Raw genomic sequence first — 22,127 nt, 5'->3', positions numbered from 1 at the left:
CGCGCGCTCCCCTCGAAAACCTATTCCCGCGCAAGGATAGTCGCGCCGCGCCTGATCTCCCTCGACAGCCGAAGCAGATCAGGCGCGCGGGGTATTGGACTGATGCGCGACAACGTGACCGAACCGGAGAGCAGGCTGCTCCGTGCCTGGCAGCTTGCCGTGCTGCGCTTCGCGGTGACGCTCGACGACGACGATCGGATGCATGCGCTCGCCGTCGCCGGCGAAGTCGACCGGCTGGGTGGCGCGGCCGATGACGCCTTCCACTTCTTCCGCAGGACGACCGCGGAGCTCTGCACGGCGATCTCCGGTCAGGGTGCGGATCAGGATGCCGTCATCCAGCGGTTCCTGGCGCAGATCGACAATGTCAGGCTCAAGCGGGCGGTCGAAGCGGCGATCGCCAAGGAACGCACGCCGCCGAAGCTCGTGGCGAGCCGCATCAAGCATGGCCCCGATCTCTGGCGAGGGCTGCCGCCGCGGCGTGCAACCGGAACGTAGGGAAGGGCTCTCTGCAGTCGCCGGTACGGCGCGGCGGATATTCCGCCACAGCATGTCGCCACAACCCTGGCCGGGTTGCTGCGATGAGCGCGATGCGCTTCTCTGTGCACGAAAGAGACCGGTCGGTTTCGGAATGCGGGGAGTGGCGAGATGGGTGGCTTGGTGATCAGCGGCGGCCGGGTGGTGGACCCGGCGAGCGGAATGGACGTGATCGGCGACGTCGCCGTCGTCGACGGCAAGATCGCCGCGGTCGGCACCGGGCTCGGCGGCGCGGAGCGGCAGATCGACGCGACCGGGCTCGTGGTGGCGCCGGGCTTCATCGACCTGCACGCCCACGGTCAGACCATTCCCGCCGATCGCATGCAGGCGTTCGACGGGGTAACGACATCGCTCGACCTTGAGGCCGGCGTGCTGCCGGTCGCATCCTGGTACAAGCGCCAGGCCGAGAAGGGCCGGGTGCTGAACTACGGCGCCGCGACCAACTGGGCCTTCGCGCGGATCGGCGCGATGACCGGCTCGAATTCGGAAAGCTCGCTGGAATCGTTCGGCAGCGCGATGCGCGATCGCCGCTGGATCGAGAATGTCGCGACCGAAGGCGAAGTGGCCGGCATCCTCGAGCGTCTCGCCAACGGGCTGAACGAGGGCGGCATCGGCATCGGCATCCTCAACGCCTATGCGCCGGGCGCCGGCGTGCAGGAACTGACCGCGGTGTGCCAACTCGCGGCCGATCATGCGGTGCCGACCTTCACCCACGTCGCCTACATGTCGCGCATCGATCCGGAGAGCGCGGCCGAGGCCTATATCCGCCTGATCGGCTATGCCGGCGCCACCGGCGCGCACATGCACATCTGCCACTTCAACTCGTCGAGCAAGACGGATATCGAACGTTGCGTTGCCCTGATCGCGAAGGCGCAGGCGCAGGGCCTGCCGATCACGGTGGAGGCCTATCCCTACGGCACCGGCTCGACCGTGCTGGCGGCGACCTTCTTCAGCGACCCCAAATTCGAGGAGCGTAACGGTCTCGGTTACGACTCGGTGCAGCGCGTGACCGACGGGCATCGCTTCGGCAGCCGCGAGGAGTTGCTGGCTGCACAGGCGGCTGAGCCCTCGACGCTGGTGCTGTGGCATGTGCTCGACATCGAGAACAACGCGCATCATCGCGATCTGCTCGACATGGCGGTGCTGTATCCGGGCGGCGCGATCGCGTCCGACGCGATGCCGTGGACGCTGGCGGATGGCCGCCCGTACAGCGGCGACGCCTGGCCGCTGCCTGACGATGCCACCTCGCATCCGCGGTCGGCCGGCTGCTTCACCCGCTTCATCCGCGAATGGGTGCGCGGAGCGCAAGAAGGTGTCGTTGCTCGAGGGCATCCGCAAATGCGCGCTGATTCCGGCCGAGATCCTGTCGGCGAGCACGCCGGCGATGCGCGCCAAGGGCAGGCTGCAGGCCGGCGCCGATGCCGATGTCGTGGTGTTCGACTTCGAGACGCTGAGCGACCGCGCGACCTTCTCCGCGATGAACCGTCCGGCGGAAGGCGTGCGGCACCTCGTAGTCAGCGGCCAGCCGCTGATCAACGACGGCGTCCTCGACGTTGCGGCAAGGCCCGGCCGGCCGGTGCGCCGCCCCGTCACCGGGGGCTGAGATGCCGGTCCCGATCCTGCTGGTCGCGGGTTTTCTCGGGGCGGGCAAGACCACGGTCGTCAACCATCTGCTGGCGCATGCGCAGGGAAGGCGCATCGCCGCCGTGGTCAATGATTTCGGTGCGATCAATATCGATGCGGAGCTGATCGCCGGCGCCAGCGACGGCGTGGTCAGCCTGAGCAATGGCTGCATCTGCTGCACGCTGGAGGGCGATCTGCTGCGCACGCTCGCAACCTTGCTGCGGCGTGATCCGCGCCCCGAGTTCATCGTGATCGAGACCAGCGGAATCGCCGATCCCGCCGACATCGTGCGCAATTTGATGGATCCGGTGATCTGGAAGGAGGCGCCGCTGGAGACGGTGCTGTGCGTGGTCGACGCGACGCAGCCCGTGGCCGCGCTGGATGATGCGCTGCTGCGATCGCAGTTGCGGGCGGCCGATGTGGTGGCGCTGAGCAAGGTCGATTTGGCCGACGCCGCCGCGTGTGCTGTAATCCGTAGCGCCGTGCGGGCGGTGCGTCCGGCGACCGTGGTGGTCGACGCGCTGCATGGCGAGGTGCCGGCAGAGTTGCTGTTTCCGGCGGATCTCGATCATGTGCCGGCGCCGCGCGAGACCGCGCCGCGACGGCCGGTGGCTGACCGGTTCGAGACGCTGAGCTGGACCTCGGAGCGGCCGGTGCGGTTGCCCCGCTTGCAGCAGGCGATCGGCACGCTGGCGCCGAAGCTGGCGCGGGCGAAGGGATTGTTCGAGACGGTGGAGCAGCCCGGGCGGCTGACGGTCTTTCAGCTCGCCGGCGGTCGCGCGACATTGGCCGCCGGCGGCGTCCTGGCGCCCGGCGTGCCGCGCACGCGGCTGGTCTTCATCGCCGAGATGGGCGCTCTCTCGCGCGCCGAGATCGATGCGATCATGCAGGGCTGTGTCGAATGACGTGAATCCCCGTCATCCTGAGGAGCGCGTAGCGCGTCTCGAAGGATGCACGGCCCGGCCGGTGGTCGTCGAACCTTCGAGACGCCGCTTCGCGGCTCCTCAGGATGACGGGATGATAAGTCTCCGCATCAGCGCGACAGACGCTGTGTCGTGGCGGGAGCACCATTTCGCAAAACATGTCTGCGACAATCGCGTCGAATTGACAGCCCTGCAGCCAGCACCTATCGTTTTGCCGACGGTTCCCTTCGGGGATCAAAAGGGAATGCGGTGCGAGGGTAACCCCAATGCCGCAGCTGTCCCCGCAACTGTAAACGGCGAGCCTTTCGTCAATTTGCCACTGGGCTGTCAGGTCCGGGAAGGCGTCGACAGGCGATGACCCGTGAGCCAGGAGACCTGCCGTCAGTCGTGGTCACACGCGAGCACATCGGGCGGGGCGTCCTGGTGGGATCGGAGCACTGCCTTTCCGGCAATGCGCCTGTCCGCGTTCGCGGTGACGTGCCACGTTACCGCGAGTCCTTTTGATGTCTCCGTCCTCTCCCGTTGCGCGCCGCTGGCGCCTCGGTCTCGTTTGCTCCCTGTCATCGCTGCTGCTGCCGGCCGGAGGCTCGGCACAAGCACCTGCGCCCACCAGGCTCGATCCGATCGAGGTCGCGCCTTCGGCGACCGCAAAGCCGAAGCCCACGGCGCGCAGCGGCAACACGGCCGCCGCGGCGCGGCCACGGCCGAGGTCAGCGACGGCTGCGACGGGCGGCGGCACGCCGCGTGCCGCAGCATCGGGTGCATCGGGTGCGGCGTCGCCGACGCTCAATGCCACCGCGCCAGGCGGCACCGGCAGCCGTCTCAATCTGACGCCGCTGCAGACGCCGGCCAGCGTCGAGATCATCACGGCAAAAACCATCAAGGAACGCGGCCAGCATAACGTGCTCGATGCCGTCACCCAGAACGCGACCGGCTTCATCGCGACGCCGGCGCCCGGCAATGGCGGCCTGTCGTTCAGCACCCGCGGCTTTGCCGGCAGCAACTCGGTGATGACGCTGTATGACGGCACGCGCTTCTATATCGGCTCCGGCACCCTGACGTTCCCCTACGACACCTGGTCGACGCAACGCATCGAGGTGCTGCGCGGTCCGGCCTCGGTGCTGTACGGCGAGGGCGCGATCGGCGGTGTCATCAACGTGATCCCGAAGAAGCCGTTAGCCACGCCCTACAACGAGGCCGAGGTCTCGCTCGACAGCAACATGACGCGGCGGCTCTCGGTGGACTCTACTGGTCCGATCAATCCCAATGTGTCGTATCGTGTCAACGCCACCGGCAACATGTCGGACGGCTGGGTCGATCGCGACAAGACCTCGAATGCAGCGGTCTCGGCCGCCGTGCGCGTGCAGGCCTCGGAGAATCTCGCCTTCACGCTGTCGGAAGATTACGCCGACCGCAGCCCGTCACGGTATTTCGGCACGCCGCTGATCAACGGCGCGATCCAGGACGCGCTGCGCTTCAAGAACTACAATGCATCCGACAGCGCGATCCGCTACAAGGATAGCTGGACCCAGTTCAAGACCGAGTGGGATGTCGCCGACGGCATCAAGGTCAACAACACGCTGTATTATCTGACCAGCGAACGGCACTGGCGCGACATCGAGAACTATGCCTTCAATCCGAAGACGCAGCTGATCGACCGCTTCAGCTATATCGAGATCTTCCACGACCAGAAGCAGTCCGGCAACCGGATGGACGCGACGTTCAGCGGTCACATCCTCGGCCTGGCGAACCAGTTCGTTGCCGGCTTCGACGTCAATCACATCGAGTTCTTCCACACCAACAACTCGCCCTATGGCGGCGCGTCGTCGGTGAATCCGTACATGTTCGATCCCGGATCGTTTTTCGCAACGACGACCGCGACTACGCCGGGCTTCAATTCGATCGTCAATCAATACGCGCTGTTCGCCGAAGACCGGCTGAAGCTGACCGATCAATTGTCGCTCGTTACCGGAGTCCGATACGATCGTCCCGAGATCGATCGCACCGACTACAAGACGCCGGGCAACGGTTTCGAAACCACGCTGTCGGGCACCAGCTGGCGCACCGGCCTCGTATACGAGCCGATCAAGAACCTCGCCTTCTACGGCCAGTATGCAGTCGGCGTCGACCCGGTCGGGAATCTCATCTCGCTGTCTACTTCGCAGAAGAACTTCCAGCTCTCCACCGGGAAGCAGACCGAGTTCGGCGTCAAACAGTCGTTCCTCGGCGGACGCGGCGAGTGGACGCTGGCAGGCTACGAGATCGTCAAGAACAATCTGCTGATCGCAGATCCCGGCAATCCCGGATCCTCGCTCCAGGTCGGGCAGCAATCATCGCGTGGCGTCGAGGCCTCGGTCGGGTTCGCGCTCGATTACGGTTGGCGCATCGACGCCAACACGGCGCTGCTGCGCGCCAAATATGACAACAACAGCCAGCTGGTCGGCGGCAAGATCGTCAGCTATGCCGGCAATGTCCCGGTCAACGTTCCGCAGCAGGTCTCCAATGTCTGGCTGACCTGGGATTTCGCACCCAACTGGTCGGTCTATGGCGGCGTGCAGATCGTCGGCGCGATGTACTCCGACCTTGCCAACACCCAGAGGCGGCCAGGCTACAATGTGGTCAATGGCGGCATCAGGTGGAAGCCGGACGATCGCACGACGGTTGCGTTCCGTGTCTACAATCTGTTCGACCAGGCTTACGCGGTGACCTCGAACGGCACCGGGCAGTGGCTGCTGGGCATGCCGCGTACCGCGGAATTGTCCGTCAACGTGAAGTTCTGACCATGCGCAACGCTCTGATCCGGCGAGGGCGGCGGTGGCTTTATGTCGTCCATCGCTGGATCGGCATTGCGACGTGTCTCCTGTTCGCGATGTGGTTCATCTCCGGCCTCGTCATGATGTACGTGGCGTTTCCGCGCCTCACCGACGCCGAGCGGTTGGCCGCGCTCCCGGTCATTCTCTGGAACAAGGTCCAGGTCTCACCGGATCGCGCGATGGCGATCGCGGGGATGGAGCACTATCCGCGCGATCTCCGGCTCTCGATGATGAACGATGTACCGGTCTATCGCATCGCCGCCTGGAAGGGGGCTGCTGTCACCGTTTCGGCGGTCGATGGAAGCGTGATCGACCAGGTCACGCCGGATCAGGCGCTTGCCATTGCCGCGCATCATCCGCATGCGGCGCAGCCGCAATTGCTCGACACCGTGACGCGCGACCAGTGGTCGGTCACGGCGCGCTTCGATCCGCTGCGGCCGCTCTATCTGATCGGCCTCGGCGACGCCGGCGGCACCGAGCTCTACATCTCCTCGCGCAGCGGCGAGATCGCGCTCGACACCACACGGCGGGAACGCGTCTGGAACTGGCTCGGCTCGATCCCGCACTGGATCTATCCGACCGTGCTGCGCAAGGACGGCCCGCTGTGGCGCGACGTGGTGCTGTGGATCTCAGGCATCTGCCTTGTGGTTGCCGTCACCGGCTTCTGGATCGGCATTCTCCGTCTGCGGCTGACGCGCCGTTACGCTGATGGCGCCGTCTCGCCTTATCGCGGCTGGATGGCCTGGCATCATATCGCCGGCCTGATCGGCGGCATCTTCGTCTTCACCTGGATGTTCAGCGGCTGGTTGTCGCTCAATCCGGGCGGCGCCTTCTCCGGCCGCGGCCTTACCCGCGAGATCGGCTCCAGCTATAGCGGCCACGATGCGCCGGACATCGTCACCGGCTTCAAATCGCCGCCGTCGCCGCCGGCGGTGGAGGCGCGCTTCGTCTGGATCGGCGGACGCCCGCTGATGATGCTCGACGACCGCAATAGCCATCGCACCCTCGCAGATCCCGTAACCGGCGCGCCGGCGGCGCTCTCGCAGGACGAGATCATCGCGGCGGCCCGACGCGCGGTGCCCGGCGCCGCCATGATATCCGCGCGCCAGCTCGATGAACCGGACGCCTACTGGTACACGCTGCACCATGCGCGCGAGCTGCCGGTGCTGCGCATCGGCTTCGACGATCCCGCGCAAACCTGGCTGCACATCTCGCCCGTCACGGCCGAGATCCTCGACCGCAGCGACGACAGCCGCCGTTCCTATCGCTGGCTGTTCAATGCCCTGCACAGCCTCGACTTCCTGCTGCTGCTGCGGGTCTGGCCGGCGCGCGACGTCGTCGTCTGGCTGCTGTCAGCCATCGGCACGATCGTCTCGATTAGCGGCATCGTGATCGGCTGGCGCCGGTTGCGGCGGCGGAAGCTGCGAGCGAGGCGCGTGTCCGCGGGCCTCGTGCGCACGCCGTCATGGCGGTAACTATTTGACCGTCAGGTGTACGTCCGGCGCCGCCCGGGTGGGGACCCAGTCCAACGCAAAGCGCTGGCCGGCGTCGATCTCATAGCGCGAGAGTTTGATTGCGACCGCATCGCGGTAGCGGAGATAGGCATCGCGCTGCCGCCCGCCGGTGCGGGCCGCCGCCAGGTTGAGCCATTTGTAAGCCAGCACGAAGTCGAGCGGAACGCCGTGGCCCTTGTCGTACATCAGGCCGAGTTGGGCTTGCGCGAACGGATCGCCCTGCATGGCGCCGCGATAGTAGAGATCGGCGGCGGCATCATAGGCCTGCGGGACGCCGAAGCCGTGCTCATATAAGAAGCCGAGCAGGCCGAGCGCCCTTGGGTTGCCACGGTCGGCGGCAGGCGCGAGCTCCCGTGCCGCCCTGACATAATCGCCGCGATGGTAGGCGGCCGCTCCGCGCGCGACGCTGTCGGCGCTTGCGACGGACGCGGTCGCCGTCCAGAGCGCGACCGCAAGCGACGCGCGGAGGCATGTCCGTTGCGTGAACACACGGCGCCTGCCGTTGCCCGGCTCAGTGGAAGCTGGTGGTGATCGGCGCATTGGTCGATGTCGTTGCGATGCTGCCGCGCAATTTCGAGCGAAGCTCCTCGGCCACGGTCTGGGCGTCGGAACCATTGCGGATGATCTGCGGGCGGATGAAGATGATCAGCTCGGTACGCTGGGTGCCGTTGCTCTGATGCCCGAAGGCATCGCCGAGGCCGGGGATCTGGTCGAGCACCGGAAGCGCGTTGCGAGCGCCGCTTTGCTGTTCGCTGATTAGGCCCGCGAGCAGCACGGTCTGGCCGTTGGCCACCGAAATCTGGCTCTTGACCCGCCGTTCCGAAACGGTCGGCGTCAGGTTGACCGTGCTGCCGTTGCTCTGCGGAACGTTGCTGATCTCCTGCTCGACATCGAGCCGCACGGTGCCGTTCACGCTGACGCGCGGCGAGACCTTCAGGATGATGCCGGTGTTGCGATAGTCGATGGTGTTGACCACCGTGTTGCTGGTGGTCAGCACCGTCGCGCTGCCGGTCGACACCGGGACGACGTCGCCGACCTGCAGGGTCGCGACCTGGTTGTTGATCACGACCAGCGAGGGATTGGACAGCACCTTGACGCTGGTGACGGCGTGCAACGCATCCAGGATCAGGCTCGGCTGCGTCGCGTTTCCGATCAGGAAGTTGAAGCCGGGAAAGGCCTGGTTGATGTAGGCATTGGTGAGCGAGCCTGCGGCGCTGACGATCCCGGTGGTCGCGTCCGTGGTGGTCGCGGGCGCTGCGGTGGCCTGGGTGCCGAGGATCGAGCCGGTGTTCGGCTTCAGGCCAAGGTTCTGGCTGGTGAGATAGGTCTGCACGCCATAGGACAGGGTGTTGTTGAGCGTGACCTCGGCGATCGTCGCGTTGATCGCGACCTGGAGCTGCGGCTCGTCGATCTGCATCAGCGTCGATTCGATGATGCGGTAGTTGGCCTGGTCGGCATAGATCAGCAGATTGTTGTTCACGACATCCGGCGTGATCCGCACGTCCTGCATGACGGGCTGGCCGTTGCCGCCGCCGGCGCCGCGTCCGGCATCCAGCGCGGCATTGTTGCCCTGGCCTTGATTGTTGGGATTGTTCGCCTGGCCGCCGGCGCCAAATCCCTGGCCGAGGCCCTGGCCTGTGCCGCCAGTCCCGGAGGTGCCGCGGGAAGCGAAGCCGCTCATGCCCGAATTCGAGCCGTTGTTGTTGTTGAGCGACAGACGGTCGGCGACGCTTGAGGTCGACGAGGTGCCGGAGCCGGGCGCGAGCTGGCTGTCGGCACTGTCGAGCAGGTTGCCGGACGAGCCGCCAAGGAACATGTCGGTCAGCACGCGCGCCATCTGACGTGCATCGCCATATTTGACGCGGTAGACATGGACCGTGGTGCGCGCGGTGTCGTTGCGGTCGAGGCGCTTGATCCAGGTCGCGGCCGTGCGCAGCATTTCAGGCTTCTTGGTCACCACCAGCACCGCGTTGAGGCGCTGGATCGGCATGAACTTGATGACGTTCTGGCTGAGGCCGTTCTCGCCGGAATCGACGATCTTCTCCAGCTCGGCAATCACAGGCGCAGGCGATCCGCTCGAGATCGGGAAGATGCCGACGGATTGGCCGCGCATCCAGTCGACGTCGAAGCTGAGCACGGTGTCGACCGCGGTGCGGCGCTCGGCGCCGGTGCCCTGGATCAGAAGCAGATTTCGCGTCGTATCGGCGCGAACCGAGCCGGCCCTGGTGGCGAAGCTGTCGGTCAGCTTCAGCAGGGTCTGCGCCGACACATATTGCAGGGGAACGACCGAGATGCCGAATCCGGCTTCGGGATTGGCGGCGGCGGCGTCGACGCGGCCGCCGCCGACGGCGTCGCCGAGCGGCGTCAGGCGATAGCCCGCCGTATCCTTGAGCAGCACCACGCCGCTCAGGCGGAGTGCGTTCTCGAGCACGAAGACCATGTCGGATTTCGGCACCGGGCGGACCGACACCAGGCTCACCGTGCCCTGCACCCGCGGGTCGATGGTGTATCCGACATGCAGGATGTCGCCAAGCACAACCTTGGCGACGGTCGCCACCGGCGTGCTCTCGAAGTTCAGGTCGAAGCCGTTGCCGTTCGACGCCGGCTGCGGACGCGCGTCCGCGATGCCGGTCACTTCGCTTCCTTCATACATCGCTGCGCGGACGCTGCCGCTCTGGCTGCCGCCCGTCGCGGCCTGCGCGCCCACCGGCTGCGGCTGGCGCGGCAGCAGATCGAGCGACTTGACCTTGTCGGTGACGTCGAGCTGGGACGCGTCCACGCTCTCGCCGACCGTCGCGGAATTGCAGGACGCCAGCAACCCCAATGACGTCAATGCAAAAATGGCTGCGAGGCCGCCACGGATCGTCGGGCAGCGGCCCACTGTGCCTACGCGTTGCATGAAGGCCCTTCGCTCTGACTAACTGGAATTTCGATTGCTTGCGACGATCGGTCCTACCCCGGAGGGACTCTTAGCGATCGAACATGACAGAAATAAATTGGTTACATGATTGTCGTTCGCGACCTGCCGGGTCGCATCGCACCAAAATTTGTGCAGCCGTCGCGTCCGTGTCCGCGATGCCACCCTCAAAGCTTCTTGAGCGAGGCGAGCGATGTGACTTCGCACAGCTGTCACACTTCGGATCGATAACCGCACACTGCGGGGAGCCGAGCGCGATGGCGCATGGCATGAACTGATCCGGGATAGTGTGGCGGGATATCGGGAATGGCCAACGACCTGTCCGTTCGGTTCGTGGATTATCTTCGTCAGAACAATCATCTGGCGCGGTCCGATGGATCCGACGACCGGACCGGGCAGGGTGCCGATGTCCGGCAGCTGAAGCTGTGGGAGATCACCACCCTCTCACCGACCGAATTCGCCGACGAAGCCGCGCGCTTCTTTGCGCTCGGCCGCCTGACGCTGCAGGAGATGACCTCGGCCGATCCGCTGGTCGGGTCGTTTTCGCCGCGCTTCCTGCGCGAGACCATGGTCTATCCGTGCCGGGCGGCCGATGGCACGACTGTCCTTGCGGTCGTCGATCCGACCGACCAGGCGACTCTGCGGGCGGCACAGATCGTGCTTGGCGCCGGCATCGAAGTGAAGGTGGCGTCCTCGGAAGACGTCGCGATCGCGCTGAACAACTCGTCCAGTGCCGAGGAGGCCGAGGCCGCCGATACGGCGGCGGCGCTGCCCCGCGAAGACGACATCGAGAGCCTGCGCGATCTTGCCAGCGGCGCGCCGGTGGTCCGTGCGGTCAACGATCTGATCGAGAAGGCCGTCGAGCTGCGCGCCAGCGACATCCATATCGAGCCGTTTTCCGCCGGCCTGATGGTGCGCCTGCGAATCGACGGCCTGCTGCGGCCGGTCGCGGCGCTGTCGGGTGTGCTGCCCCAGGCGGTGGTCTCCCGCATCAAGATCATCGCCAATCTCAACATCGCCGAGCGCCGCCTGCCGCAGGACGGCGCGGCGCGGCTGCGGGCCGGGCGCACCGACATCGATATCCGCGTCGCGATCATGCCGACGCAGCACGGCGAATCCGCCGTCATCCGTATCCTGCCCAAGGATCGCGGCCTGCTGGTCGTCGAAAAGCTGGGGTTCTCGGAGCCTGACGAAAGCAAGCTGCGGCGGCTCCTGAAGCTGCCGCACGGCATGGTCGTGATCACGGGGCCAACCGGCAGTGGCAAGACCACGACGCTGGCGACGATCCTGTCGATCCTCAATGAGCCGAGCCGCAAGATCCTGACGATCGAGGACCCGGTCGAATACGAGCTTCCCGGCGTCAATCAGTCCCAGATCAAGCCCGCGATCGGTCTGACCTTCGCGACCGCGTTGCGGTCCTTCGTTCGCCAGGACCCTGACGTGATCATGGTCGGTGAAATCCGCGACTCCGAGACCGCGCATGTCGCGGTTCATGCCGCGCTGACCGGGCATCTGGTCTTGACGACGCTGCACACCGAGACGGCGGCGGCCGCCGTGCCGCGCCTGCTCGATCTCGGCGTCGAAGGCTATCTGCTGCGTTCGGTGCTGCGCGGCGTGATCGCGCAGCGCCTGGTCAGGCAATTGTGCGAGCGCTGCAAGACGGCGCGGCCGCTGGCAGCGGCGGACTTCACTGAGGATCCCCGGCTCGCCGCGCTCGGCTTTCGCGCCGACGAGATCGTCCAGGAGCCATGCGGCTGCGAACGTTGCGGCGGCACCGGCTATCGCGGCCGCCTCGGCGTTTTCGAGCTGCTTGAACTATCCAATGAACTGCGTGAACTGATCGGAGAGCGAACCGACGGGCTGAAGATCGATACGATGGCGATCCGGGCGGGCATGACCACGATGCTCGATGACGGGGTCGCCAAATGCCGCGCCGGACTGACCTCGCCCGCCGAGATCCTCCGCGTCGCAACGGTGCGGTGACGCTGTGCCGAATTATCGCTATCGCGCTTTGACCCAGGCCGGCGAGATCGTCAACGGCACGATCTCCGCCCCGACCGCGGCCGAGGTGGCGCGGCGGATCGAATATCTCAAGCTGCTGCCGATCGAAACCACCGAGGACAAGCGCGCATCCAGCGCCGCCGGCGGCCGCAGCCTGTTCGGCGGGCCGAGTGCAGCCGAGGTCACCACGTTCACGCGCGATCTCGCGCTGCTGCTGAAGGCCGGCGCGCGTCTCGACGATGCGCTGGAGCTTTTGTCCGGCGACGCCGATGTCGGCCGGATGCGTCCGGTGGTGGCGAAAATCCGCGCCGCCCTGCTCACCGGCGAGAGCTTTGCCGATGCGGTGGCGGATCATCCGACCCTGTTCCAGCCGATGTATGTCGCGCTGGTCCGGGTCGGCGAAATCTCCGGCACGCTCGACTCCGTGCTGGAGATGCTGGGGACCGAGCGCGCGCGCTCCGAACAGATGCGGCGCAAGCTGACCGACGCCATGCAGTATCCGGCCTTCGTGCTGGTCGCGGCATCGGGCGTGATGCTGTTCTTCCTGCTGTTCGTGCTGCCGCAATTCTCGACCGTGCTCGGCGATTTCGGCGGCAAGTCGGATACGGCGCTCGCGAGCTTCATCGCGGTATCGGATTTCCTGCGCGCCAATGCCACGGCGGCAAGCCTGATCAGTGCGGCCACGATCGCACTGGCTTGGTGGCTGCTGCGGCAGGCGCGCGTGCGCGCCGCGCTGGTCAACGGGATTTCGCGGGTGCCGGGCATCAGCAGCGCCTTCCAGTTCTATCGCGCCAGCCTGTTCTGCCGCAATCTGGGCGTCCTGCTCGGCAGCGGCGTCAACCTCACGGCCGCGCTGCGCATCCTCGTCGACATCATGGCGGTGACCGGGAGCGAGGCGAACTGGACCGCCGCCGCCGACCGCGTCCGCCATGGCGGCAAACTGTCGGAAGCACTCGCGGTGGCGGACAGCCTGCCGCCGATGGCGGTCCGCATGCTGCGGCTCGGGGAAGAGACCGGGCAGCTGCCGGTGCTGGCCGGGCGGGTCGCGGAATTCTACGAAGCAAAATTGCAGCGCAGCCTCGACCGGGTCGTCGGCATCGTCGGCCCGCTGGCGATCATCACGATCAGCACCGTCGTCGGCGGACTGATCGTGTCGGTCATGACGGCGCTGCTCTCGGTCACGCAGCTAGTCGGTTAAAGCAGAGGTCATCGGTCATGATATCGCGCAACACCATCATCGCGGCATTTTCCACACGAGCGGAATGCGATCGCACGCCATCGCAACGGCCAAGGCGTTCGGGCGAGGCGGGCTTCACCCTGGTCGAGATGCTGGTCGTGATCGCGATCATCGGCCTCATCATGGGGCTGATCGGGCCGCGCGTGCTCAACTATCTCAGCGAATCCAAGGTCAAGACCGCGCGCATCCAGCTGCAGAGCTTCTCCAGCGCGCTCGACCTGTTCTATCTCGATGCCGGGCGCTTCCCGTCCACGGCGGAGGGACTTGCCGCACTGGTCCGGCGCACGCCGGGGGTCGCGGCCTGGAATGGCCCGTATCTGAAGGGCGGTAACGTTCCGAACGATCCCTGGAATCACGCCTATCTCTACCGCTCGCCGGGCGAGCATGGGCCTTACGACATCGTCTCCTATGGCTCTGACGGCCAGGAGGGCGGCAGCGGCACCTCGGCCGATATCTCGCTCGAGAAGACCACGGCCGCCAACAACGAATGACGCGAAGGGTGCATGGCAAGCATGAATGACGCGACGCAGCGCGGTTTCACCCTGCTCGAGATGGTGTGCGTGCTCGCCATCATCGCGCTGCTGGCGGCCGTGCTGCTTCCGTTCATTCCGCACCAGACGTCGCGCTCGCGCTTGCAGGCCTATGCGTTGCAGACCGCGACGCTGCTGAAGGCCGATCGGAATGCCGCGATCGAGCGCAGCACCAGCGTTGCGACGCTGGTCGATGCGCCGAGCCGGGTGATCCATTCCGGGGCGTCGCGCATGACCGTGCGGATCCCCGATGACGTGCGGTTCGACGCCGTGCTGCCGAAGAGCTGTCAGCGCCGTGCCGCATTGTCGACCATTCGCTTCTTCGCCAATGGCGGTTCCTGCGGCGGCTCCATCGCGCTGACGCGGCTCGATGCGGGCTATGAGGTCCGCGTCAACTGGCTCACCGGAAGGGTTGAAATCGTTGCGCGCGACGTCGCCGTCAACTAACCGCGCCGATGCGGGGTTCACCATCATCGAGGTGCTGGTGGCGCTCGCGCTGGTGGCCGTCTCAATCGTTGCGATCGGCGCCGTCATGGGCGTCAAGACGCGCGGCGTGCGGGCCATGGAGCAGCACGTGGCGCTGATGCAGGCGGTGCGCACATTGATGACGGTGGGCATTCCGCCTCGCGCGGAATTGCAGTCGGGCACGTCGACCGGGCAGGCGGAGGGCTACCGCTGGACCGTCGACGTCAGTCCGCTCGGTGGCGACTGGACGGTGCCCGAGGGCAACGTGCCCTGGGCCCCGGAACTGGTGAGGATTCGCGTCAAGTCTCCAGGCGGCGCCCTGTCCGACATTCGCACCGTGCGCCTGATGCCGAGGTCGGCGCAATGATCCCGGCAAGGACAGCAACGCGAACGCATGAGCGCGGCTTCACGCTGATCGAGATGATCGTTGCGCTGGCGCTGATGGGGCTGTTGCTGTCGGCGCTCGCCGGCATCACGGGCGAATGGCTGCCGAGCTGGAACAGGGGGCTCGACCGCATCCAGCGCAGCGAATTGATCGGGATCGCGCTGGAACGGATCGGCGCCGATCTTGCGGCGGCGGAGTTCGTCGCCGCCAACCGGGATACCCACAAGCCGTTGTTCGATGGATCGGAATTGTCGGTCACGTTCGTGCGAACCTCGGTCGGGCCGAATGCGGGGCCCGGGCTCGACGTGGTGCGCCTTGGCGAGATCCGGGATCGCGGCGAGTTCGTCACGGTTCGCTCGCAGGCGCGCTTCACGCCGCTCGCCGACGGGGTATCGCTGTCGGAGCAGGTGCATCTCGGCAGCCCCGTCGTGCTGCTGCGCGCACCCTATCGGCTGTCCTTCGCCTATGCCGGTGCCGATCGGCAATGGAAGAGCGCGTGGAAGGAAGCCGACAGGCTGCCGGCAATGATCCGGCTGACCGTGCGTGACGCGGCGAGCCAGCGCGTCCTGTCGGTTTCGACCATCGCACCGCTCCATGTCCAGATTCCGAGCGACTGCACCAAGCCGGACGGCAATTGCGGCGACAAGAGCAGTTCCAACAGTGCACCTGATCCGGGGAAGACGTGATGGGCGCGTCCGGCAAACTCGGCCGATCGCCGGCCAATCGCGGTTTCGTCATCGTTGCGGTGCTCTGGATCCTGTTGGCGCTGTCGTCGCTGGCGATCATCTTCTCGGCCTATCTGGCGGCATCGGCGCGCGCATTGGCGGCCAGCGACATCTCGTTGCAGACCGAAGCGCTGGTGTCCGCCGGCGTCGAGCTCACCGCCTATCAGCTGACGCTGACGGACGACAAGACGAGGCCGCAGCGCGGGGCGTTTCATTTCGGGCTGGACGATGCCAGCGTCGGCGTGACCTTCACGTCGGAGGCCGGTCGTGTCGATCTGAACTATGCGTCGAAGGAGATGCTGATCGGCCTCTTCGTCGTGCTCGGCGCCCAGAAGGACGCCGCCGTCGAATATGCCGACCGGATCGTCGGCTGGCGAACCCGGCCCGCGCCGGGCAGCGAGAATGTCGAGGCCGCGCGCTACAACGCGCTGGGCTATTCGCCCCGGCAGGGGCTGTTCACCCACGTCAATGAGCTGGCGCTGGTCGCCGGCATCCCCGAGGCCTTCGTCGATCGCGTGCTGCCGTTCGTGACGGTGTTCAACGGCAGTCCGGATGTCGATCCGAAAATCGCCGCGCCGGAAGTCGCGCTCGCCATGGATAAGGCATCGGGGAAACAACAGGACGGTTTCGGCTCGGGTGCTCTTGGATCGAATGTCCTCGGCTCGAACGCTCCCGGCTCGAATGCTCCCGCGCCGAACGGTCTGGGCGCTGCGACGCAGGCCCCGAACCCGCAAAGCGCGGCATCGACGGCCCAGAGCCCGTGCTACCGGGTCGCAATATCGATCCGGTTCCGCAACGGTCACCGCACCACGTCTGAAGCGGTGATCGCGCTCGGCGACAAGGTCGAGCCTTATCGTGTGCTGTCCTGGCAGAACGATATTGAGCCCCGAAGTGTGGTTCTTCTGTCGCGAGGGAGAGGTTGATGGCAATGCTCGCCGAGGCACGGCAATGGTTCGAGCAATGGATCGGCGCGGTCGCGACTGCGGTTGACGGCGTCGCGGGCAGGTTCATGCGCCGGCGCAGCGTCGAGATCGATGAGAATGGCGACGGCACGTTCACCGCCCGCCTCGCTGAATCGAAAGACGGCTCGCTCTCGACTCCGGTTTCGTTCCGGCTCGATCATGACGCGCCGCAGCCTCCGCTGTCACCTGACTGGAAGACGGCGTGCGACGGCAGCCGCGTCGAGGTGCGGTTGCGAGCGGATCACGTCGTCAGCCGCGTGCTCGATTTCCCGAGCCAGGCCGGCGACTTCCTCGACGGCATGATCCGCGCGCAGGTCGACCGGCTGACGCCATGGACCGCCGCCGATGCCGTCTTTGGCTGGGGTTCACCGCAGCCGATCTCCAATGACCGCATCGAGGTCGCGTTCAGTGCGACCGCGGCGGCCAAGGTCGATCCGTTGGTTCGGTTGGCCAGGACGCTCGGCGCGGCCTCCGTCGCGGTCTCGGCGCCGACGGTCGGCGGCGATGGCGCCTCGCAGCAGGTGACTCTGCTCGACAGGTCGCTGCGCGGCCTTGCCGGACCCGCGGTGCCGCGCCTGTTGCGCATCGGCCTGATCTCGACGGCGGCTGCGGCCGCGGTCTCCCTGCTGCTCAACATCTATCTCGGCGGGTGGCTGCAATCCGAGCAGGAAGACCTGCAACATCGGATCTCGCAGCGTCGCGCAGCGCTGCGCATCGATTCCAGCGACTCGTCCGGCATCGGCCTGCTGGCCAAGCGCAAGCAAGCGACGCCGTCGAGCGTCATGGTTCTGGAGGCGGTCTCGCGTGTGCTGCCCGATACGACCTATGTGACCGAGCTGCGCATCGAGAACAACAAGGTGCAGGTGGTGGGGCTGACCCAGGATGCGCCATCCCTGATTCGCTTGCTGGAGCAGTCGCCGCAATTCAACCGCGCGACGTTCTTCGCGCCGACGACGCGCGCGGCGAATGAATCGGCGGAGCGGTTCCACGTCGAGGCCAACATCACAGCCTATTTTGGGTCCGGCTCATGAGCGCAGCATCCCGATCGCTGACCGCCGTCAGCACCTCGCCGCTGGTCGCGACCGCGAGCTATCTCGGCCTGTTCGTGCTGCTGCTCTTTGTCGTGATCTCGTCGCTTACCGACATCATCAGCCTGCGCAGCGATGTTGCGGCATCAGCCGGGATGCTGGAACAGCTCGAGGGACGGTCGAGGGCGAACGCCGCGCCCGGCCAGCCCGCGATGCCGGCCGGCTCGGCCTATCTCGAGGGGGCGACCGTCACGGTCGCCGGCGCCACCCTGTTGCAGCGCGTGTCGGGCGCGGTGATCAAGGCCGGCGGCAACGTGCTGTCGACGCAGCTCGACGTTCCCAATGTACCGGCCAAGGCCGGCTTCATCAGCATGGTCGCGAGCTGCGAGATCGAGCAGGCGCAGTTGCAGCAGGTGCTCTACGATCTCGAAGCCGGCATGCCGTTCCTGTTCGTCGACCAATTGGTCGTACAACCCGTCGCCGACGAAGCCGCCAAGGGCGCCGATCCCGGCAAGCTGCGCGTGCTGCTCGGCGTTTCCGGACAATGGCGAGGAGCCAAATGATGCGACGCTTCGCAGCGACCATCGTGCTGTTGGCGATGTCGGCGTATGCCGTGCCGGCCGCCGTGCCTGACCGGTCCGGCGATGCGCTGGACGGCGGGCTGCTCGACGATACCCGGCTGGGCGGACCGGTGCTGAATTCACCGCCGCCGTCCGAACCGGTGACGTCGGTCCGCGTGGCTCCCGCGCCGGAACCGATGCCGCGGCCGCTCAGCGCGAATCCGCTGTGGGGCATTCCGCTCAAGACGCTGTCCAACACGCGCGATCGGCCGGTGTTCTCGCCGTCGCGGCGGCCTCCGCCCGTCGCCGTCGCGGAACCGGAAGTCAGCAAGCCACCGCCACCGCCGCCGCGCAAGGTCGCGCTCGAGCCGCCGCCGCTGGTGCTCGTCGGCACCATCGCGGGCGACGATGAAAGCTTCGGCATCTTCCTCGATCAATCGAACAAGACCGCATTGCGGCTGAAGATCGGCGAGGACTTCCAGGGATGGAAGCTGCGATCCATCAACGGACGCGAAGTCACGATGCAGAAGGACGAGCAGGCGGCCGTGCTCACATTGCCGCAGCCCGGCGGTGAAGAGGGCGGCGAAGCCCGCCTCGTTCCGGTCAGCACGGAGCGGAAACCCTTGGCCGCGCGGCGCCAGATGTGATCGGGCGCTAGTGTCCCGAATCCGAAGTTCGCATCATTTGCCGCACCTTCGGAGCGAACTTCGGATTCGATAAGGACACTAGCAAACTATGATTCTAGTGTGCTTTATGAATGCGAAGTTCGTGAAAGTGGCTGCCGCGAATTCGCACGAACTTCGCATTCAGCACACTAGTTCAACGCCAGCCAGCTCTGCAAGGCCGGTGTGAGGAGCAGGCCGAGCGCGAGGAAGGGGCCGAACGGGAGCGAGGTCTGGCGCTTCATCTCGCGGCCCGCGAGTCGCAGGCCTCCGGCAACGCCGAGTGCCGCGAGCGCAGCGATCAGCAGCAGGGTCGGAATTCCCCCAGCGCCGACCCAGATCGATGCCGCGGCGAGAAACTTGACGTCGCCAAGTCCCAGTCCGTCGACGTGCCGCAAGGCGAAGTAGAGACGCTGCAATAGCCAGAACAGCACGCCGACGAGGCCGGCGATCGCCATCGCGCTGAACGCCGCGCTCGTTCCATCAGTGATGACGACGTTTGCGAGTCCGAGCGCGCCGATCGCAAGATTCAGCCTGTCGGGAATGATGCCGTGGCGAAGATCGATCAGCGCGACGGCGCAGCAGAGCACGCAAAGCGCGCCGTAAGATCCAATGAAATAAAGAACTTCGCGATCGATCTGCATGGTAGCGGGACAAGTGTGACGCGTGCACGCTCTGTGTTGCAACAACTCGCGCGCGTTGAACAGTGCATTTCAATCGTCCGCGATTGCATGATGCGTTTGCGGGATTGTGATCGTCATCGACGATGACGAAACAGAAAAGATGCGACAAAAAGTCTGCGCTGTCACAAATCCGCATAGGATACCGACAATAGTTCGCACCGCTATGTGCCACGAGCCCTTCGTGGCGGTTGAGTGGGTTGGCTATGCACAAGATGTGGTTGGCGGCGTGCCTTGCTTTGCTGGCAGCATTCGCAGGCGTGCGCGCTGCGAATGCGGGCGCTCTCGAGGACGGCGCCGAGCGTTATCGGCCGTATCTGATCGAGGGCGTTGCCAGTGCGCTGGCGGGTGCGCGTGCCTTGCGCGAGCGCGCCGCTGCGGCGGATTTGCCGGGTGCAAAGAAGGCCTGGTTGTCTGCGCGCGCCGGTTGGGAGCGCTCGGAAGTGTTCACCGCGGGCTTCGTGCCTGAGCTCGATGCGCAGATCGACGCCTGGCCGAATGCCGACAGCGGGTTCCACGCCATCGAGGCGAAATTGTTCGGAGCTGGAAGCACCAACGTCGCCGCCGACGCGACCGGCCTCGTCGAGCACCTGGATGATCTTCACGGCAAGCTCAAGGACATCAAGCTGACGCCGCAGGGCCTGCTGGACGGCACGGTGCGGCTCGCCTACGAAGTCGGCGAGAGCAAGGCCGATGGCGGCGAGTCGCGCATCAGCGGCACCTCGCTGGACGACATGCGCAACAATATCGCGGGCATCGATTTCGCCTACCACACGATCTTCTCCGCCGCGCTCAACACGGTCGACGGCAAGCTCGACGAGATGGTGACGAACCGGATCGAACAGCTCGAGGCGATCGTCGCCACGCCCGATCTGCCGCACGTCAACATTGCCGATCTGCGCCAGACCAGTGAGGAACTGGTTATTGCGTTGCAGAGCGCCTCGGCGAAGCTCGGGCTGCAGCGTCCGACCCTGGAGGCCCAGGCGCGATGACATCGCTGCACCTGCGTCTGGCTGCGCTGCTCTCCGCCGTCATCGCCCTTGCATCGTTCGGGCATGCGGTGGCATTCCCGGTCGACGGCGACAAGACCGTGCTGCCGGTTGCGACCGAGTTGAACGAGGATGCGCTGGACAAGCCGCGCGAGGTGTTCCAGTCCGAGCGGACCGGCGCCAAGTCGTATCTGGTGAATCTCGGCGATCTTGCCTTCAATTCGCCGGGGCTGCTCGGCGAGGTGGCACGGCAGGCTGGCGTGAGTTGCGGCACCTGCCACGTCAATGGCGCGAACAACGCCAAATTCTTCATGCCGAAGATGTCGAGCCGGCCCGGCACGTTCGACACCACCGGGGCACTGTTCAATCCGAAGGCCAACAACCTGGCGTTCGACCCGGTGCGGATTCCGAGTCTGCGCGGCGCGCGTTATCTCGCGCCCTATGGCGCCGACGGCCGGTTCGCCTCCCTGCGCGACTTCGTCCACAACGTCATCACCAGCGAGTTCGCCGGACCCGAGCCGTCGCCGGCAACGCTCGATGCGATCGTGGCCTATCTTCACGACATCGACTTCCTGCCCAATCCGAGCCTCGGTCCCGCCGGACGGCTGGCCGGCAAGATTACCGACGCGGAGCGCCGCGGCGAGGCGCTGTTCGCAAGGCCGTTCCCGCACGATCCGTCGCTGAGTTGCGCGGGGTGCCACGTTCCGTCGTCCAGCTTTGTCGATCACCAGCAGCACGACATCGGTTCGGGCGGCCTGTTCAAGACGCCGACGCTGCGCAACGCCGACTTCAACGCGCCGTATTTTCACGACGGCCGCTTCGACAATTACAACCAGGTCGTCGATTATTTCGACCGGACCTTTCAGCTAGAGCTCTCGGCACAGGACAAGGGCGACCTCGTCGCCTACCTCACGGCGGTCGGCGACGGCGTGCAGCCCTACGAACGCGACGGCGCCGGCGCAACGCTGAAGGAGATCAACGATTTCTCCTCGGTGCTCGCGACCGCGATTCCCGCCGGCGACAAGGACATCGTCGCGCTCGCGGTCGATACGATCGGCCGCGAACTGCGCGAACTGACCGAGCAATATCCCGATCGCAAGAACACCAGCGTGTCGGGCGGCGAGCAGCAGCGCGTGCTGGCGCGCAACGGCCTCAAGGAGCTCGTGCTCACGCTGCGGCGAGTAGAGATGGCGGTTGCAGCAGGACGCAACGCCGATGCTGCAAGCGAGTTCAGGAACTATCGCAATCTGATGGCCGCTGCAGTGCCCGCGCTATTGGCCAGCGCCGAGCCGTGGTCGCTGTTCAATCAGGGCGTGCATGACCAGCATTATGCTGCGCTTCGCGAGGTGATGCGTTCCAGGCACGTCGCGCACTGATTGAGCTTGTTTTTAGTACATTTTCGATCCGCAACGCTGTGCGGATCGCGCAATCTATTTTCCATCGCCGGTTGAAGAGTTGAATATCGGAGATGCAGTGCGTCGTTGCAGATGTCTCCACAGAAAATCTTTGAACGTTTCGAAATTTCCCGCGCGCTTTCACGTAAGCGAAAAGCATGCGTCATACTGCCGCACTATTCAGT

General features: G+C 65.8%; 19 protein-coding genes, 1 pseudogene and 1 riboswitch. Of the genes and pseudogenes, 17 read left to right on the top strand and 3 right to left on the bottom strand.

The features are described from left to right. Positions 1–102: 102 nt before the first annotated feature. The 5 genes and pseudogenes from ACVILL_RS08175 to ACVILL_RS08155 all read left to right on the top strand — a co-directional run bounded on the left by ACVILL_RS08175 (position 103) and on the right by ACVILL_RS08155 (position 7,368). On the top strand, positions 103–495 hold the full coding sequence (locus tag ACVILL_RS08175) for a hypothetical protein (protein ID WP_456728603.1): 393 nt from the start codon (positions 103–105) through the stop codon (positions 493–495). Between the two features lie 150 nt (positions 496–645). Next, positions 646–2,137: pseudogene (locus tag ACVILL_RS08170) on the top strand (amidohydrolase family protein). Between the two features lies 1 nt (position 2,138). Further along, positions 2,139–3,062, top strand: coding sequence for a CobW family GTP-binding protein (locus ACVILL_RS08165; RefSeq protein ID WP_456728602.1), 924 nt, complete (start codon positions 2,139–2,141; stop codon positions 3,060–3,062). A 219-nt stretch (positions 3,063–3,281) separates the two neighbouring features. Beyond that, positions 3,282–3,477, top strand: a riboswitch (cobalamin riboswitch). A 106-nt stretch (positions 3,478–3,583) separates the two neighbouring features. Further along, positions 3,584–5,860 carry a TonB-dependent siderophore receptor gene (locus ACVILL_RS08160; RefSeq protein WP_456728601.1) on the top strand — a complete coding sequence of 759 codons (2,277 nt, stop codon included), beginning with the start codon at positions 3,584–3,586 and terminating at the stop codon, positions 5,858–5,860. Positions 5,861–5,862: 2 nt separating this feature from the next. Continuing rightward, positions 5,863–7,368, top strand: coding sequence for a PepSY domain-containing protein (locus tag ACVILL_RS08155; RefSeq protein ID WP_456728600.1), 1,506 nt, complete (start codon positions 5,863–5,865; stop codon positions 7,366–7,368). Here the strand turns inward: ACVILL_RS08155 and ACVILL_RS08150 are convergent, their stop codons facing one another. Together ACVILL_RS08150 and gspD are read right to left on the bottom strand one after the other, a co-directional pair. Next, complete coding sequence (locus ACVILL_RS08150) at positions 7,369–7,896, bottom strand: tetratricopeptide repeat protein (protein ID WP_456728599.1); 528 nt, start codon at positions 7,894–7,896, stop codon at positions 7,369–7,371. It abuts the gene before it with no gap. Between the two features lie 22 nt (positions 7,897–7,918). Continuing rightward, a complete protein-coding gene (gene gspD, locus ACVILL_RS08145) occupies positions 7,919–10,306 on the bottom strand; it encodes a type II secretion system secretin GspD (protein WP_456728598.1) in 2,388 nt (795 codons plus the stop codon). Positions 10,307–10,630: 324 nt separating this feature from the next. Here gspD and ACVILL_RS08140 point away from each other — a divergent pair, with 324 nt between their 5' ends. Genes ACVILL_RS08140 through ACVILL_RS08095 form a run of 10 tightly spaced genes read left to right on the top strand, consistent with a single transcriptional unit; the run spans position 10,631 to position 18,864 of the window. Beyond that, positions 10,631–12,307 carry a GspE/PulE family protein gene (locus tag ACVILL_RS08140; protein ID WP_456728597.1) on the top strand — a complete coding sequence of 559 codons (1,677 nt, stop codon included), beginning with the start codon at positions 10,631–10,633 and terminating at the stop codon, positions 12,305–12,307. A 4-nt stretch (positions 12,308–12,311) separates the two neighbouring features. Further along, the gene (locus ACVILL_RS08135) at positions 12,312–13,523 is read left to right on the top strand and encodes a type II secretion system F family protein (protein ID WP_456728596.1); all 1,212 of its coding nucleotides are present in this window, start codon (positions 12,312–12,314) and stop codon (positions 13,521–13,523) included. A gap of 17 nt (positions 13,524–13,540) precedes the next feature. Further along, a complete protein-coding gene (gspG, locus tag ACVILL_RS08130) occupies positions 13,541–14,053 on the top strand; it encodes a type II secretion system major pseudopilin GspG (RefSeq protein ID WP_456728595.1) in 513 nt (170 codons plus the stop codon). 21 nt (positions 14,054–14,074) lie between these two features. After that, positions 14,075–14,539 carry a pilus assembly FimT family protein gene (locus ACVILL_RS08125; RefSeq protein ID WP_456734205.1) on the top strand — a complete coding sequence of 155 codons (465 nt, stop codon included), beginning with the start codon at positions 14,075–14,077 and terminating at the stop codon, positions 14,537–14,539. After that, positions 14,505–14,924 (top strand): prepilin-type N-terminal cleavage/methylation domain-containing protein, encoded by a 420-nt coding sequence (locus ACVILL_RS08120; protein ID WP_456728594.1) that lies wholly within the window; start codon positions 14,505–14,507, stop codon positions 14,922–14,924. The genes ACVILL_RS08125 and ACVILL_RS08120 overlap by 35 nt, the downstream gene beginning before the upstream one ends. Beyond that, a complete protein-coding gene (locus tag ACVILL_RS08115) occupies positions 14,921–15,628 on the top strand; it encodes a PulJ/GspJ family protein (RefSeq protein WP_456728593.1) in 708 nt (235 codons plus the stop codon). The genes ACVILL_RS08120 and ACVILL_RS08115 overlap by 4 nt, the downstream gene beginning before the upstream one ends. Beyond that, positions 15,628–16,590, top strand: a complete 963-nt coding sequence (locus tag ACVILL_RS08110) for a general secretion pathway protein GspK (protein WP_456728592.1) — start codon at positions 15,628–15,630, stop codon at positions 16,588–16,590. The genes ACVILL_RS08115 and ACVILL_RS08110 overlap by 1 nt, the downstream gene beginning before the upstream one ends. After that, a complete protein-coding gene (locus ACVILL_RS08105; protein WP_456728591.1) occupies positions 16,590–17,660 on the top strand; it encodes a PilN domain-containing protein in 1,071 nt (356 codons plus the stop codon). The genes ACVILL_RS08110 and ACVILL_RS08105 overlap by 1 nt, the downstream gene beginning before the upstream one ends. Further along, positions 17,657–18,220, top strand: coding sequence for a type II secretion system protein GspM (gene gspM / locus ACVILL_RS08100; protein ID WP_456728590.1), 564 nt, complete (start codon positions 17,657–17,659; stop codon positions 18,218–18,220). Before ACVILL_RS08105 ends, gspM begins: the two co-directional genes overlap by 4 nt. Further along, positions 18,220–18,864 carry a hypothetical protein gene (locus tag ACVILL_RS08095; RefSeq protein WP_456728589.1) on the top strand — a complete coding sequence of 215 codons (645 nt, stop codon included), beginning with the start codon at positions 18,220–18,222 and terminating at the stop codon, positions 18,862–18,864. Before gspM ends, ACVILL_RS08095 begins: the two co-directional genes overlap by 1 nt. A 167-nt stretch (positions 18,865–19,031) precedes the next feature. Here ACVILL_RS08095 and ACVILL_RS08090 read toward each other — a convergent pair whose 3' ends face one another. Further along, positions 19,032–19,523: a prepilin peptidase gene (locus ACVILL_RS08090; RefSeq protein WP_456728588.1), complete on the bottom strand. Its 492-nt coding sequence runs from the start codon at positions 19,521–19,523 to the stop codon at positions 19,032–19,034. A 296-nt stretch (positions 19,524–19,819) separates the two neighbouring features. On the opposite strand from ACVILL_RS08090, the gene ACVILL_RS08085 reads away from it, so the two are divergent. Continuing rightward, positions 19,820–20,551 (top strand): EfeM/EfeO family lipoprotein, encoded by a 732-nt coding sequence (locus tag ACVILL_RS08085; RefSeq protein WP_456728587.1) that lies wholly within the window; start codon positions 19,820–19,822, stop codon positions 20,549–20,551. Continuing rightward, entirely contained in the window at positions 20,548–21,924 is a 1,377-nt protein-coding gene (locus ACVILL_RS08080; protein WP_456728586.1) for a cytochrome c peroxidase, read from the top strand. The genes ACVILL_RS08085 and ACVILL_RS08080 overlap by 4 nt, the downstream gene beginning before the upstream one ends. Positions 21,925–22,127 lie beyond the last annotated feature (203 nt).

Source organism: Bradyrhizobium sp. USDA 3364, from assembly GCF_054056355.1.
This window is presented reverse-complemented; position numbering and strand designations above follow the sequence as displayed.

Coding starts and splice junctions, on each gene's coding strand:
- ACVILL_RS08175 (WP_456728603.1), top strand. CDS start 103: ATGCGCGACAACGTGACCGAACCGGAGAGCAGGCTGCTCCGTGCCTGG.
- ACVILL_RS08165 (WP_456728602.1), top strand. CDS start 2,139: ATGCCGGTCCCGATCCTGCTGGTCGCGGGTTTTCTCGGGGCGGGCAAG.
- ACVILL_RS08160 (WP_456728601.1), top strand. CDS start 3,584: ATGTCTCCGTCCTCTCCCGTTGCGCGCCGCTGGCGCCTCGGTCTCGTT.
- ACVILL_RS08155 (WP_456728600.1), top strand. CDS start 5,863: ATGCGCAACGCTCTGATCCGGCGAGGGCGGCGGTGGCTTTATGTCGTC.
- gspD (WP_456728598.1), bottom strand. CDS start 10,306: ATGCAACGCGTAGGCACAGTGGGCCGCTGCCCGACGATCCGTGGCGGC.
- ACVILL_RS08140 (WP_456728597.1), top strand. CDS start 10,631: ATGGCCAACGACCTGTCCGTTCGGTTCGTGGATTATCTTCGTCAGAAC.
- gspG (WP_456728595.1), top strand. CDS start 13,541: ATGATATCGCGCAACACCATCATCGCGGCATTTTCCACACGAGCGGAA.
- ACVILL_RS08125 (WP_456734205.1), top strand. CDS start 14,075: ATGAATGACGCGACGCAGCGCGGTTTCACCCTGCTCGAGATGGTGTGC.
- ACVILL_RS08115 (WP_456728593.1), top strand. CDS start 14,921: ATGATCCCGGCAAGGACAGCAACGCGAACGCATGAGCGCGGCTTCACG.
- ACVILL_RS08110 (WP_456728592.1), top strand. CDS start 15,628: ATGGGCGCGTCCGGCAAACTCGGCCGATCGCCGGCCAATCGCGGTTTC.
- ACVILL_RS08105 (WP_456728591.1), top strand. CDS start 16,590: ATGGCAATGCTCGCCGAGGCACGGCAATGGTTCGAGCAATGGATCGGC.
- gspM (WP_456728590.1), top strand. CDS start 17,657: ATGAGCGCAGCATCCCGATCGCTGACCGCCGTCAGCACCTCGCCGCTG.
- ACVILL_RS08095 (WP_456728589.1), top strand. CDS start 18,220: ATGCGACGCTTCGCAGCGACCATCGTGCTGTTGGCGATGTCGGCGTAT.
- ACVILL_RS08090 (WP_456728588.1), bottom strand. CDS start 19,523: ATGCAGATCGATCGCGAAGTTCTTTATTTCATTGGATCTTACGGCGCG.
- ACVILL_RS08080 (WP_456728586.1), top strand. CDS start 20,548: ATGACATCGCTGCACCTGCGTCTGGCTGCGCTGCTCTCCGCCGTCATC.